At 67.2% G+C, this 13,579-nt stretch carries 9 protein-coding genes and 4 pseudogenes; 2 read left to right on the top strand and 11 right to left on the bottom strand.

Features of this window, described 5'->3' with window-relative positions; genetic code table 11:
• Positions 1 to 115: 115 nt before the first annotated feature.
• Both ettA and ACUDAL_RS02615 read left to right on the top strand, forming a co-directional pair.
• Positions 116 to 1,777: an energy-dependent translational throttle protein EttA gene (ettA, locus tag ACUDAL_RS02620; RefSeq protein ID WP_444677039.1), complete on the top strand. Its 1,662-nt coding sequence runs from the start codon at positions 116 to 118 to the stop codon at positions 1,775 to 1,777.
• A gap of 96 nt (positions 1,778 to 1,873) precedes the next feature.
• Positions 1,874 to 3,216: pseudogene (locus ACUDAL_RS02615) on the top strand (DUF2254 domain-containing protein).
• An 8-nt stretch (positions 3,217 to 3,224) separates the two neighbouring features.
• Here the strand turns inward: ACUDAL_RS02615 and ACUDAL_RS02610 are convergent.
• The 11 genes and pseudogenes from ACUDAL_RS02610 to ispF form a co-directional block, all read right to left on the bottom strand.
• Complete coding sequence (locus ACUDAL_RS02610; RefSeq protein ID WP_444677038.1) at positions 3,225 to 3,386, bottom strand: DUF1328 domain-containing protein; 162 nt, start codon at positions 3,384 to 3,386, stop codon at positions 3,225 to 3,227.
• Positions 3,387 to 3,475: 89 nt separating this feature from the next.
• Positions 3,476 to 4,435, bottom strand: coding sequence for an LpxL/LpxP family Kdo(2)-lipid IV(A) lauroyl/palmitoleoyl acyltransferase (gene lpxL, locus ACUDAL_RS02605; RefSeq protein ID WP_444677037.1), 960 nt, complete (start codon positions 4,433 to 4,435; stop codon positions 3,476 to 3,478).
• A gap of 37 nt (positions 4,436 to 4,472) precedes the next feature.
• Positions 4,473 to 5,576, bottom strand: coding sequence for an alanine racemase (alr, locus tag ACUDAL_RS02600; protein ID WP_444679292.1), 1,104 nt, complete (start codon positions 5,574 to 5,576; stop codon positions 4,473 to 4,475).
• Positions 5,577 to 5,757: 181 nt separating this feature from the next.
• Entirely contained in the window at positions 5,758 to 7,224 is a 1,467-nt protein-coding gene (locus ACUDAL_RS02595; RefSeq protein WP_444677036.1) for a TolC family outer membrane protein, read from the bottom strand.
• 112 nt (positions 7,225 to 7,336) lie between these two features.
• Entirely contained in the window at positions 7,337 to 8,317 is a 981-nt protein-coding gene (gene rpoS / locus ACUDAL_RS02590; protein WP_444679291.1) for an RNA polymerase sigma factor RpoS, read from the bottom strand.
• 151 nt (positions 8,318 to 8,468) lie between these two features.
• On the bottom strand, positions 8,469 to 9,590 hold the full coding sequence (locus tag ACUDAL_RS02585) for a peptidoglycan DD-metalloendopeptidase family protein (RefSeq protein ID WP_444677035.1): 1,122 nt from the start codon (positions 9,588 to 9,590) through the stop codon (positions 8,469 to 8,471).
• The gene (locus ACUDAL_RS02580) at positions 9,583 to 10,569 is read right to left on the bottom strand and encodes a DUF368 domain-containing protein (protein ID WP_444677034.1); all 987 of its coding nucleotides are present in this window, start codon (positions 10,567 to 10,569) and stop codon (positions 9,583 to 9,585) included. Before ACUDAL_RS02580 ends, ACUDAL_RS02585 begins: the two co-directional genes overlap by 8 nt.
• Positions 10,566 to 11,245: pseudogene (locus ACUDAL_RS02575) on the bottom strand (protein-L-isoaspartate(D-aspartate) O-methyltransferase). The gene ACUDAL_RS02580 and the pseudogene ACUDAL_RS02575 overlap by 4 nt, the downstream one beginning before the upstream one ends.
• Positions 11,232 to 11,976, bottom strand: a pseudogene (surE, locus tag ACUDAL_RS02570) (5'/3'-nucleotidase SurE). The pseudogenes ACUDAL_RS02575 and surE overlap by 14 nt, the downstream one beginning before the upstream one ends.
• A gap of 44 nt (positions 11,977 to 12,020) precedes the next feature.
• Positions 12,021 to 13,094 (bottom strand): annotated as a pseudogene (gene truD / locus ACUDAL_RS02565) (tRNA pseudouridine(13) synthase TruD).
• Entirely contained in the window at positions 13,087 to 13,578 is a 492-nt protein-coding gene (ispF, locus tag ACUDAL_RS02560) for a 2-C-methyl-D-erythritol 2,4-cyclodiphosphate synthase (protein WP_444677033.1), read from the bottom strand. The pseudogene truD and the gene ispF overlap by 8 nt, the downstream one beginning before the upstream one ends.
• Position 13,579 lies beyond the last annotated feature (1 nt).

Raw genomic sequence — 13,579 nt, 5'->3', positions numbered from 1 at the left:
CAGGGTGCCGGCCGGCACCCTGGGCCGCACTCGCCAGACCCGCCGCGGCACTGGCCTTTGTCTCCTTCGGCCACTATCATCGGGGCCACTGAAACCCTCAACTCTGTGGAATCCCATGGCGCAATACGTCTTCACCATGAATCGGGTGGGCAAGGTCGTTCCGCCCAAGAAACAGATTCTCAAGGACATCTCGCTGTCCTTTTTCCCCGGCGCCAAGATCGGCGTGCTGGGCCTCAACGGCGCCGGCAAGTCGACCCTGCTGCGGATCATGGCCGGTGTCGACAAGGAGTACGAGGGCGAAGCGCGCCCCATGCCCGGGATCAACGTCGGCTACCTGCCACAGGAGCCGCAGCTCGACGACGACAAGAACGTGCGCGAGACCGTCGAGGAGGCGCTGGGCGAGATCAAGGACGCCCAGGCCAAGCTCGATGCCGTCTATGCCGCCTATGCCGAACCGGACGCCGACTTCGACGCCCTGGCCGCCGAGCAGGCGCGCCTGGAGAACATCATCGAGGCCGCCGACGCCCACAATCTCGAGCGCAAGCTGGAAGTGGCCGCCGAGGCGCTGCGCCTGCCGCCCTGGGATGCCCGCGTGGGCAACCTTTCCGGGGGCGAGCGCCGCCGTGTGGCGCTGTGCCGCCTGCTGCTCTCCAGCCCCGACATGCTGCTGCTCGACGAGCCGACCAACCACCTGGACGCCGAATCGGTGGCCTGGCTCGAGCGCTTCCTGCACGACTACAGCGGCACCGTGGTGGCCATCACCCACGACCGCTACTTCCTCGACAACGTGGCCGGCTGGATTCTCGAGCTCGACCGCGGCCACGGTATTCCCTTCGAGGGCAACTACTCGCAGTGGCTCGAATCGAAGGAGAAGCGCCTGGAGCAGGAGGCCAAGCAGGAAGCCTCACGCCAGAAGGCGATCAAGCACGAGCTGGAGTGGGTGCGCAGCAACGCCAAGGGCCGCCAGGCCAAGAGCAAGGCGCGCCTCAACCGCTTCGAGGAGATGCAGTCCGGCGACTTCCAGAAGCGCAACGAGACCAACGAGATCTACATTCCGCCCGGCCCGCGCCTGGGCGACAAGGTCATCGAGTTCCATGGCGTGTCCAAGCGCTTCGAGGACAAGCTGCTTTATGAGGATCTCTCCTTCACCGTGCCCAAGGGCGCCATCGTCGGCATCATTGGCGGCAACGGCGCCGGCAAGTCGACGCTGTTCAAGCTGATCACCGGCAAGGAGCAGCCCGACAGCGGCGAGGTGGTGATCGGCGACACCGTCGACATCGCCTACGTCGAGCAGCTGCGCGATGCGCTGGAAGACAAGCACACGGTGTGGCAAGCGGTCTCCGACGGCCAGGATATTCTCAACATCAATGGCTACGAGGTCTCCTCACGCGCCTACGTCGGTCGCTTCAACTTCAAGGGCAACGACCAGCAGAAGTTCCTCAAGGACCTCTCCGGCGGCGAGCGCGGCCGCCTGCAGCTGGCCCAGACCCTGAAGCAGGGCGCCAACGTGCTGCTGCTCGACGAACCGTCCAACGATCTCGACATCGAGACCCTGCGCGCACTGGAAGAGGCGCTGCTCGCCTTCCCCGGCTGCGCCCTGGTGATCTCCCACGACCGCTGGTTCCTCGACCGTATCGCCACCCATATCCTGGCGTTCGAGGGCGACTCCCACGTGGAGTTCTTCGAGGGCAACTACACCGAGTACGAGGCGGACCACCGCAAGCGGGTCGGCAACGACACGCCGCACCGCATGAAGTACAAGCGCATCGACGCGTAGGAGGTCACTCGACTCGCCTGACCACAAGCCCCGCCTTTTCACCGGCGGGGCTTTTGGTTCTATCGAACCATGCCTCATCGCTGAAAAGGATTTCCGATGATTACCGCACTCTTCTACCCCATCAAGCTGGCCAAGTCGTACCGGCAAAGCATCGCTTACATTCCCAGCCTGCTGGCACTGGGATACTTCCTGGTGGGACTGGCAGCCGTGGTGCCGGAGGATGGTCTGTTTCCCCTGCCGGTCGAACTCGAATTTGCTCACTTCACCGACACCGAGACGCGACGCACGCTGTTGTCCACCTTGATTACCGGCATGGTCTCGTTGATGGTCTTCAGCTTCTCGATGGTGATGTCGGTGCTCTCCCAGGCCGGCGGCAACTTTTCCCACAAGCTCGTCTTCGGATTGGTGACCAAGCGGCACCATCAATGGGTGCTTGGGCACTATCTCGGCACCATCCTGTATGTACTGATGCTGCTGATGATGCCCGGCAGCGAGGATTCGCCAGGCCTGTGGCGCTCCTTGCATGCCTACCTGGCGGCAGTGATGGTCATGCACTGCCTTGCGCTGTTCGTCTATTTCATCCACAAGGCGTCGCAGTCCGTGCAGGTCAACTCGGTGGCCGCCAGCCTGCACCAGGCCACCAGCCATGCGCTGCACCATTTGCAAGCCCGCCAGCAAGCCGCACGGTATACGCATTTACCCCAGCCTCCGTCCCTTTCCGTCAGGCACCAGGTCATCGCATCGAACCAGACGGGCACGATCCAGCGAGCCGACGTCGAAAAGCTAGCGGAACTGGCCTGCCACAAGGATGCCGTCATCCATTTCAACGTCGCCATTGGCGACTTCGTGCTGGAGGGCTACCCCTTGCTGCATGTCGAAGCCCCCACCAGCTGGACGACACCTGGACCCAGGAAGTGCTCGCGCAGATCGTCCACGGCCAAGCCGAGTCGATCAGCGACTCGCATGTGCACGGGTTGACCCAGCTGATGGAAATTGCGGTGAAGGCGCTCTCACCGGGGGTAAACGATCCCGGCACGGCGCAGCTGTGCATCAACCAGCTGACGGACCTGTTGCGCCAGCGGCTTGGCGTCACGCCTTGCAATGCCCTGCTCGACGAGCAGAACAGCGTGAGAGTCATCTGGCCGACGGAGGAGTTTTCCGCCCTGCTCTACCGCCTTTTCACGCCCATGATCCACTACGGCAAGCGCGACCTGTCGATCGGGCTGAGCCTGCTCGAAGCGCTCAAGAAGCTTTCGCTCTTTGCCGGCATCACACAGCGGGAAAGCATTCAGCAACAGGCCGAACGAGTGATCGAGATGCTGAACCAGGCGGCCCAGCATCATCTCGATAGGGAATACATCAATGGAAAGCTCAATGGCGGCGAGCACAGGCTGCGACTGCCAGCCTCGCTACCCACCGCCCCCTGTCATGGCGCCTGACTCAGGCGCTATGGTTTTCCCCGCCCCGTGATCAGCGAAACGATGAAGAGCACGATGAACAGGAAGAACAGGATCTGAGCAATGGTGGTTGCCGCACCCGCGATGCCGGTGAACCCCAGCACGCCAGCGATGATGGCGATGATCAGAAACAGCATGGCATTACCGAGCATAACAGACCTCCTTGACTGTCATGACGCGAAGCGTCGGAACTCCTTCTCTGGTAATGACAAGCGTTGCGTGAACCCAACGAACCGTCAAGTTACCGCCCGTGAGCGCTTGTATCCACAGCACCGCCAGGCGCCCTTCCGTAGGGGTCGGGCTCGCCTTCCGGGCGAGTCTTGAAGCGGCGGTGTAGCCACATGTACTGCTCCGGGTGCTTGCGGATGGCGCGCTCGATGAAGGCGTTTACCTGGGTCGCATCGCTCACCTCGTCCTTGCTGGGGAAATTCTCCAGCGCCGGGTGGCACTCGATGGTGTAGGTGCGATCGTCAGGGTTGCGATGGAACATCAAGGGCACCACCGGCGCCCCGGTCATGCGAGTGATTTTGGCGGTGAGGCGGATGGTCGCTGCCTCGACGCCAAACAGCGGCGCAAACACGCTCACGTCACGGCCAAAGTCCTGGTCGGGCGAATACCAGACGATATGCCCCGCCTTGATCCGGCGCACCACGCCGCGCAGGTCGTGGCGGTCGATGGCTTCGCCGAAGATGCGGCTGCGCGAGCGGGTCATGAAGCGGTCGAACAGCGGGTTGTTGTGGGGACGATAGACCACGTCGGAGGGGAAGTAGAGCGAGTGCAGCGCCCCGCCCAGGTCCAGCGTGGAGAAGTGGATGCCCACCACCAGCACGCCCTTGCCCTGCGCGTAGGCATGCTCGAGATGATGGCGCCCCTTGTAGGTGACGCGATGGCGCAGGTGACGCGGGTCGCGGCACCAGCCGGTGGCGGTTTCCAGGATGCCGATGCCGTTGGCCTTGAAGGTCTCGCGCACCAGCCGCTCGCGCTCGCGCTCGCCAAGCTCCGGGAAGCACAGCTGCAGGTTGGTGTCGACAATGTGCCGCCGGCGCGGCACAACGCGCCAGGCCAGCAGCCCCAGGCCGCGGCCTAGCGCCAGCTTGAGCCGCCACGGCAGCCAGGCCCCGACCCGCATGGCCCCGATGGCAAGCCAGGCGGGCCAGAATCGGGGATGGGCGAAGGAAGCGGGCCAGTTGCGCTTGGACATGCGATTTCCTGTTCGATTCAAGTACGTGGCGGAGGTGTCAGGCCTGGCGGTAGCGTCTCGGCACCCGCGGCAGTACGCCCGTCAGCAGGGTGTAGCTGATGGTGTCGCAGCAGCGCGCCACCTCGTCCACCGACAACACCGCCCCGCCCGTCGCACGGCCCCACAGCACCACCTCGGTCCCGATGCGGGCCTCGGGCAGGTCGGTGAGATCGACCATCAGCATGTCCATCGAGACCTTGCCGGTGATCACGCTGCGCTGCCCGCCCACCAGCACCGGCGTGCCGTCCACGGCATGGCGGTCGTAGCCGTCACCGTAGCCGCAGGCCACCACGCCGATGCGCGAGGGGCGCGGGGCTCGCCAGCGCCCGCCATACCCCACCGGCTCGCCTTCGGCCAGCTCGCGGGTGGCGATGATCTCGGAGCGCAGCGTCATCACCGGCGCCAGGCGCCGACTGGCCTCGTTCGGCACCTCCAGCGGGTCGCTGCCGTAGAGCATCACGCCGGGACGCACCCAGGCGCCATGGGCGCCCGGCCGTGCCAGCGTGGCCGGGGAGTTGGCCAGGCACAGCGGCGCGCCGAGCCGCTGCGAAAGCGAAATCATGCTCTCGAACTGATGCTGGAAGTAGGCCGTATCGGCCGCATCGGCGGTGGCGAAGTGGCTCATCAGGTGCAGATCGGAGGCGTGCTGCGGTGCCGCCTGCAGCCGCTCCCAGACATCGGCGGCCTCGTGCAGCGGGAAGCCCAACCGGTGCATGCCCGAATCGACCTTGAGCCAGACCGGGATCGGCTTGGCCGGGCGATAGCTGAGCAGCGCCTGGACCTGCCATTCGCTGTGCACCGCCAGCCACAGCCCCAGCGCCTCGACGCGAGCCAGCTCCGTGGCCTCGAAGATCCCTTCGAGCAACACGATGGGCGTCTGGATCCCGCCTTCGCGAAGCGCCTCGGCCTCCTCGATGCTGGCTACCGCGAAGGCCGGCGGACGCTCATGCTCGGGCAGCCCTTCCAGCGCCCGGGCGCACGCCACGGCGCCGTGGCCGTAAGCATCGGCCTTGAGCACCGCCAGCGCCTGACTGTTCGGGGCAAGCGAGCGGGCCAGGCAGTAGTTGTGACGCAGCGCGTCGAGATCGATCACAGCGACCAGGGCCTGGCCATGGAGCTCCTCCGCATTGGCGAACGGCGGCGGCAGCCTGCCGCCGCATGACGTTATGAAATGACAACCGCAGCGCCGCACGAGCCGGTAGCACCTGTGGGTTGTCCACACGCAGAAAACCACCGGGTTGCGGTGGTTTTCTTGGGCCCGGTGACGCTGGCCGGCACCACCGTCAGGAGGGCGCCCGGGGCCGCAGGCCGATGTTCATCACGGCGTCGCTCGGCGCATCCGGCAGCTCCAGGGAGACCGCCTCACGCTCCGAGAGCCAGGCATTGACCGCCTGAATCGAGTCCGGCCCCAGCAGCCCCGCCTGCAGCTGCAACTCAAGCAGGCTGAGAACATAGTCGTAGCGCGCCTCGGCGTGATTGGCGATGGCGTTGAACAGGTTCTGCTCGGCGTTGAGCACATCGACGATGTTGCGCGTGCCGACCTCGTAGCCAGAGCGAGTAGCTTCCAGCGCGCTCTGGTTGGAGACGATGGCCTGCCGACGCGCCTCGACGGTCTCGACGTTGTTGTTGACCAAGGTGAACAAGGAGCGAACCTGCTGCACGGTATTGCGCCGCTGGGCCTCGAAGTCGTACTGGCTGACCTCCAGCGCGAAGCCGCTCTGGCGAATCTGCGCCTGGGTCGTGCCGCCAGTGTAGAGCGGCACGCTGGCACGCAGCCCGACCTGGCTCTCCGACTGGTAGTCGGCACCGGTACGGTCGCTGTCGGCCCAGCCGTAGCTGGCGAAGGCGGCCACCACCGGGCGCTGCCCTGCCCGCGCCACGTCGACGGTGCTGCGCGCCACCTCGATGCCGGCTTCTGCCATTTGCACCATGGGGCTGTTGGTCATGGCCAGCGCCACCCACTGCTCGCGGTCGGCGGGCTCAGGGCCGGTGATGGGCACATCCTCCTGCAGCGCGTCGATGCTGTCGTAGCGATGCCCGGTGAGGCGCTCCAGGGTCTCGAAGCTGACCTGCATGGCCCCTTCCGCGGCGATGCGCTGGGCGCGCGCCAGGTCGAACGAGGCCTGGGCCTCGTGCACGTCGGTGATGGCGATCAGGCCGACCTCGAAGCGCTCGCGGGCCTGCTCCAGCTGGCGGCTGATGGCGGTTTCCTGGGCGCGGCGGGCGCTGAGGATGTCGTGTGCGCGCAGGATCTCGAAGTAGGCATTGGCCACTTGGTACAGCAGGTTCTGGGTGGCGGCGTCCAGCGCCAGGGCGTCGCGGACGATCTCACGCTCGGCCTGCTCCAGCTGGGCGCGACGCGCAGGGTTGTAGAGCGCCTGCTCGGCGTCCAGGCTCAGGCCGATGGTATTGACCGTATCGTCGCGAGCGGCAGTACCCGCAGGCGGCTGGCCGCCGCCCTGCTGGGCCTGGGCATCCAGCGCACCACCGGTGGCGCTGTTGTAGACGCGTGCGTGTGCGGCATTGCCGCTCAGCGAAATCTGCGGCAACAGCGTACCGCGCTGGATGTCGCGCCCGGCCTCGGTGACCTGGAAGCCGGCACGCGCGGCAGCGAGGTCGGCGTCGTTCGCCAGGGCGTCTTGGGTGATGGTCCAGAGATCGGCGGCCTGGGCGTTGCCGGCCATGGCCAGGCCGACGACGACCGCCAGAGCGCGGCGCGCAAGGCGCCGAGTTGTTGGTGAGCGATGCATCGATCGTTTCCCTTTTCATCCCTTCATTATGAGGACGCTAATGATAACGCATCAGCATGCAGAAAACGTGCAGCCGCACCAGCGAGGTGGGCTGCATATTTGACTACGGGGCTCACTCGTTGAAGATGTTTTCCATCGACAGCCCCTGCTTTTCCAGTACCCGGCGCAGTTTCTTGAGCGCCTCGACCTGGATCTGGCGCACCCGCTCGCGGGTCAAGCCGATCTCGTCGCCCACCTCTTCCAGCGTAGCCGCCTCATGGCCGCGCAGGCCGAAGCGACGCACCACGACCTCCATCTGCTTGTCGGTCAGCTCCGCCAGCCATTCGTCGACATGCTGTTTGACGTCGATATCGACCAGCGACGACTCCGGGCCCTGCTCGTTGTCGTCGGCCAGGGTCTCGATCAGCGGCTTGTCGCTCTCGCCACCCATCGGGTAGTCCACCGAGGAGACACGCTCGTTGAGCCCCATCATCTTCTTCACCGACTCGACCGGCTTGTCGAGATAGTCGGCGATCTCCTCCGCGGTCGCCTCGTGGTCGAGCTTCTGGGTCAGCTCGCGCGCGGCGCGCAGGTAGATGTTGAGCTCCTTGACCACATGGATCGGCAGGCGGATCGTGCGGGTCTGGTTCATCAGCGCCCGCTCGATGGTCTGGCGAATCCACCAGGTGGCGTAGGTGGAGAAACGGAAGCCGCGCTCGGGGTCGAACTTCTCGACCGCCCGGATCAGGCCGAGGTTGCCCTCCTCGATCAGGTCAAGCAGCGTCAATCCGCGGTTGAGGTAGCGCCGGGCGATCTTCACCACCAGGCGCAGGTTGGACTCGATCATGCGCGCACGCCCCGCCGGATCGCCCTTCTGGGCGAGGCGGCCGTAGTAGACCTCCTCTTCCGGTGTCAACAGCGGCGAGAAACCTATCTCGTTGAGATAGATCTGCGTGGCATCCAGACTGTGGTGGTAGTGCTTGTCCTCGCGGCTCAGCGCCTTTTCGAACGCATCGTCGTCGTCGCTATCCGACGTCTCCGGGTCATCACCGAGCTCCTGGTCAACCCCTGCGACTTCCTCGATATCCACATCCTGAAGGTCCTGTTCAAGCATGCTCATCGGTTGCTACCCCGTTTTCGTCCTTAGGTGTCGGTCAACACCTGGCATCGTCATTCAGCACGCACTGTGATTATTGTTATGGCTCTGCTGGCGCCCCGACGGGACGCCAACGACCACCATGACGCCCCGGGGGAGCCGCCTGCGCTCAGCGCTGCGGCAGGTATTTAAGGGGGTCTTGAGGCTGGCCATCCTTGCGCACCTCGAAATGCAGCCTGGGGCTTTCGGCATCGCTGTCGCCCATGGTGGCGATCACTTCACCGGCCTCGACCACATCGTTCTCGGTTACCCGAAGCGTATCGTTGTGGGCATAGGCGCTCAGGTACTGATCGTTATGCTTGAGCAGGATGAGGTTGCCATACCCTCTCACCCCGCTGCCGGCATAGACCACGATACCAGGTCCGGCTGCTCTGACAGGTTGCCCCTTTTGCCCGGCGATATCAATGCCGGCGGTGATACTACCGCCTTCGCCGAAGCGGCCGATCAGCTGCCCCTCGGTCGGCCACTGCCAGGGCACCTCGGCCACCGGCGTATAGGTGCGCCCTGAACGCTCGGGCTGACGCGGCGGCTCGCCCGCCACCTGGGTGCCGGCATCGGGCGCGGAGGCCGCCGCCGGCCGCGGCGCGGGCTCGGGTTCCGGCTCGGGGGCGGCGGCCACCGCCAGCGCGGGCTCCTCCCTGACCTCGGCGGGACGCTCGGGCTCGGGTTGGCGCATCGGCTCGGGCTCAGGCTGGCGAACCGGCTCCAGGTCGCGCTCGGGCGGCCGCTCGGCGGCGGCCACCTGCTCGGCGCTGGCCAGCGCCGCCTGGGAGGGCGCAGCCGCCCCCGCGTCCAGGGGCTCGGCGGTGAGGCGGCGATTGCGCTCGATGGCGCTCTCGTCCGGCATCAGCCAGTCGCTGCCGCCGGTAGCCTGAGGCTGCGCCGAGGGGCCGCCCAGGGCGATCGCCGTGGCTACCTGGCTGTCGCCCAGCGGCTGCTGGGCAACCTGGCGCGGCGGCTCGCCCGCGCCTTCGCCCAGGCGCAGCTGCTGCCCAGGCTGGATACGGTACGGCGGGCCGATCTGGTTGAGCCGCGCCAGGTCGCGGAAGTCCATGTCATGGCGCCAGGCGATCCCGTAGAGGGTATCGCCGGCGGCAACCGTATAGTGGCTGGCCGGTGTGCGTTCACGACTGGCGGAAAGGTCACGCACCTGCGGCGCGTGGTACTCCTGAGGAGCGACACACCCGGCCATGGCCAAGGCAATGGCAGAAACCAGTAACACCTTACGCATTGGAGCCATCCTCCTTGTCAGGAGCCGATTGAGAGGGGTTGTTCACGCTGCCGCTCGTGCTGCGCTGTTGAAAGCGACCCAGCCCCAGCACCAGGGCGGCACCCAGCAGCATGGTGAGCGCCACCGGCACCATCAGCCCGGGTTCGCCGGTCAGGTTGGCGTAGTCGTCGGGGGTCAGGTAGCGATAGTTGAGCGGAATCATCTGGCCTTCGGGGCCAAGCTGGTAGCGCACCAGCTCGCGCCACGGCCACAGCACCGGCAGCGAACCGACGATGAAACCGATCAGCAGCTGCAGCGTGGCCGTATGGTAGTGGCGCAGCAGCCACGACAGCAGGCGCGAGAAGCCGAACAGGCCGATCAGGCAGCCCACCGCGAAGGTGCTGAGCAGCGCCACGTCGAAGCTGCGGATGCCCTGCATGACGGTGCCGTAGAGGCCCATCGACAGCAGCAGGAAGCTACCCGACACCCCCGGCAGCAGCAGTGCGCTGATGGCGATGGCGCCGGCTACGATCAGCGTCAGCGAAGGGTTGCCGAGCAGCGTGATCATCGGCATCAGCGAAGGCAGGCCGTGGGCCAGCAGCAGGCCGAGCAGCAGCGGTACCACGTGCCACAGCTTCCAGTCGGACGGGTGGCGACTCACCACCAGCGCCGAGGCCGCCACCAGGCCGAAGAAGAAGCCGTTGAGCAGCAGCGGGTGGTCGTCCATCAGCCACACCACCAGGTGCGCCACGCTGATCAGGCTGGCGGCAATACCCAACAGCAGCGGAATGGCGAAGGCCAGGTTGAGGTGCGTGATCAGCAGCGGGATGCCGCCGCGCCGCCAGGCGACGAAGGCGCTGGGGCCGAACTGCTTGATGGTATGAATCAGCTCTTCATAGATCCCTGTGATGAAGGCAATGGTGCCACCGGAAACTCCCGGTACGGCGTCTGCCGCCCCCATCCCGGCTCCCTTCAGGAAAACACTGAGTTGGCGCTTCAACGAATCACTCCTTGCAGCAGCGGCACGAAGCGTACGCGCTCCAGCCGCTGCACCTTGTATTGGTTACCCACACGACGCACCCGGGTCAGCCACTGCTCCCTTCGGCATCGGCCAGCGGAAGAATCATCACCCCACCCTCGCCAAGCTGCGACACCAGCGCTGCGGGCAGCTCATGGGCACAGGCGGTAAGCAGGACAACATCGAACGGCGCCGCCTCGGGCCAGCCATGCCCACCGTCGGCCAGTCGCAGGCGCACGTTGTGGATCTGCAGCAGGCGCAGCCGCGCCTGGGCGCGGTGATGCAGGGCATTGATCCGCTCCAGCGACCAGAGTTCCGGCACCAGCCGCGCCAGGATCAGCGTCTGGTAGCCGGAACCGGTGCCGATCTCCAGCACGCGCTCGGGCGCTTCGCTGAGCACCAGCTCGGTCATGCGTGCCACCATCCACGGCTGCGACAGGGTCTGGCCATGGCCGATGGGCAGCGCGGTGTCCTCGTAGGCACGGTGCGCCAAGGCTTCGTCGAGGAACAGGTGGCGCGGCTCGCTGGCCATCACGCGCAGCACCCGTTCGTCGGCGATGCCCTGGTCGGCAAGCCGTGCCGCCATGCGATCGCGGGTGCGCTGGGAGGTCATGCCCACCCCGCGCAGCAGCTCGGGAAGTCGTTCAGGTAAATGCATCCAGCCAGCCTTGCACATCCGCGATGGCCGCATGCCGAGTCAGGTCGGTCTGCAGCGGCGTGATCGATACATAGCCCGCCTCGACGGCGGCAAAGTCGGTGTCGGGCCCATCATCGGCGTTCTGCCCGGCAGCTGCAATCCAGTAGCGCAGGCGGCCGCGCGGGTCGCGCACCTCCATCGGCCGCTCGGCCGGACCGCGGTAGCCCATGCGCGTGACGCGAAAGCCCTGGATCTCCTGCCAGGGCAGGTCCGGCACGTTGACGTTGAGCAGGCTGCGCGGCGGCAGCGACAGCTGGTCGGCCGCCCCCACCAGGGTCGCCGCCACGCGCCCGGCGGTATCGAAGTGGCGCGAGCCCACCAGCGACATGGCGATGGCGGGCATGCCCAGGTTGCGCCCCTCCATGGCGGCCGCCACGGTGCCGGAATAGAGCACGTCGTCGCCCAGGTTGCCGCCGTGGTTGATGCCCGAGATCACCAGGTCGGGGCGCTCGTCCCACACCCCGTTGACGCCCAGGTAGACGCAGTCGGCGGGCGTGCCGTCCACGCAATGGAAGCCGTTCTCCAGCGCCGTCAGCGACAGCGGCCGGTTGAGCGTCAGCGAATTGCTCGCCCCGCTGCGGTCGCGGTCGGGGCCACCACGCGCAGCCGGGCGTGGGCCACCAGCGCATCGTGCAGGGCGCGAAGCCCGGGGCATGCACTCCGTCGTCGTTCGAAAGCAAGAGTCTGCGCATCGCGTATTGCCTCCTGACCGGCAGGTGAATCGTCGCCGGGTGGCTCAGGCCCCCGGCGTCAGGGTATTCAGCGTGGGGTGCGTCATCAGCTCGCGCAGCACCGCCGTGGCGAAGCTGCCGCGCGGCAGCTGGAAATCGAGCCGCAGCCGCCCGGCAGCGCGCGTCAGCTCGGGCTGCTCCAGCCGCAGCCGCAGCGGCCGATGGGCCAGCCGCACCTCGGCGCGCTCGAGCCCTGGCACAGCGCCGGGTGGCGTTCGCGCAGCCGCGCCTCGAACTCGGCCGCCTCGCCGCCGGCGCGGGACTCGCCCGCCCCCACAGCACGCCGCTGGGGTGCAGGTCGAGGCAGGCGGCACGCGCGTCGAGGGCGTCGTCCACCGCATCGACGACGAACTGGCTCGCATTGCCGTCGAGGAAGGCCAGTTCGCCGGGCAGCAGGCGGTTCCAGCTGCCCGCGGCCATGCGCTGCGCCAGCAGGTCGTTGAACAGGAAGCTGCGGGCGGCGGACAGCAGCATACCCTCGCGGTCGTCGCGCTTGCGCCAGCCGCGGGCCAGCAGGGCGCGGGCCCGGGCCAGGTTGCGCCCCTCGGGGCCGAAGCGCTGCGGGCCGAAGGCGTTGGGCACGCCATGCTCGCACAGCCAGCGCCAGCGCGCCTCGACGTCCGGCGCGTCGACCACCGGCCCGGACAGCACCAGCGTGAAGCGGTTGGCACGGTGCACGCCGCGCTTGAGCTTGCGCGGATGGCGGCGCCGTTCGAGCACCCGCAGCCCCCTTCGGCCAGCCGTTCCTCGAGATCCTCCGGCGCCTCGCGACCCGGCAGGTGCACCGAGAGCCACTGGCGCGTCACCGCGATGCGGTCCTTCATGCCGGCGTAGCCCACCGCGCGCGGCGCCACGCCGCAGCAGCGGGCCAGCTCGCGCACCGCTTCCAGGGTCGTGGCGCCGCGCTTCTCGACCCACAGCCAGAGGTGCTCGCCGCCGCCCTCCGGGGCGAAGCCGAGCACCTCCTCGACCACGAAATCCTCGGGCGCGGCGCGGTAGTCGCCGGGCGCGACGGGGCCGAACAGCGCCTCCGTCACCCGCAGCCGGCAGCCGGCGCTCGCCGTCGCCGCCTCACTCATCCGTGCCACCCCGCCGGGCCAGCAGCACCACGGCCTCGGCGGCGATGCCTTCGCCGCGACCGGTAAAGCCGAGCCGCTCGGTGGTGGTCGCCTTGACGTTGACCGCATCGGCCTCCAGGGCCAGGTCGGCGGCGATGTTGGCCACCATGGCGGCGATGTGCGGCGCCATCTTGGGCGCCTGCGCGATCAGCGTGGCATCCACGTTGACCACCCGGTAGCCGGCCGCCGCCACCAGCGCCATGACCCGGCGCAGCAGGTCGCGGCTGTCGGCACCAGCCCAGGCGGCGTCGGTATCGGGGAAGTGGCGCCCGATATCGCCCAGCGCGCAGGCGCCGAGCAGGGCGTCGCTGAGGGCATGCAGCAGCACGTCGCCATCGGAGTGGGCGACGAAGCCATGGGCAAAGGGAATGGCGACCCCGCCGATCATCAGGTGATCGCCGTCACCGAAGCGATGCACGTCGAAGCCGTGGCCTATCCTGAACATC

Source organism: Halomonas sp. E19, assembly GCF_052439355.1.
Classification (GTDB): domain Bacteria; phylum Pseudomonadota; class Gammaproteobacteria; order Pseudomonadales; family Halomonadaceae; genus Halomonas.
Note: the sequence above shows the minus strand (reverse complement) of the source record. Positions and strands in the feature narration are given on the sequence as shown.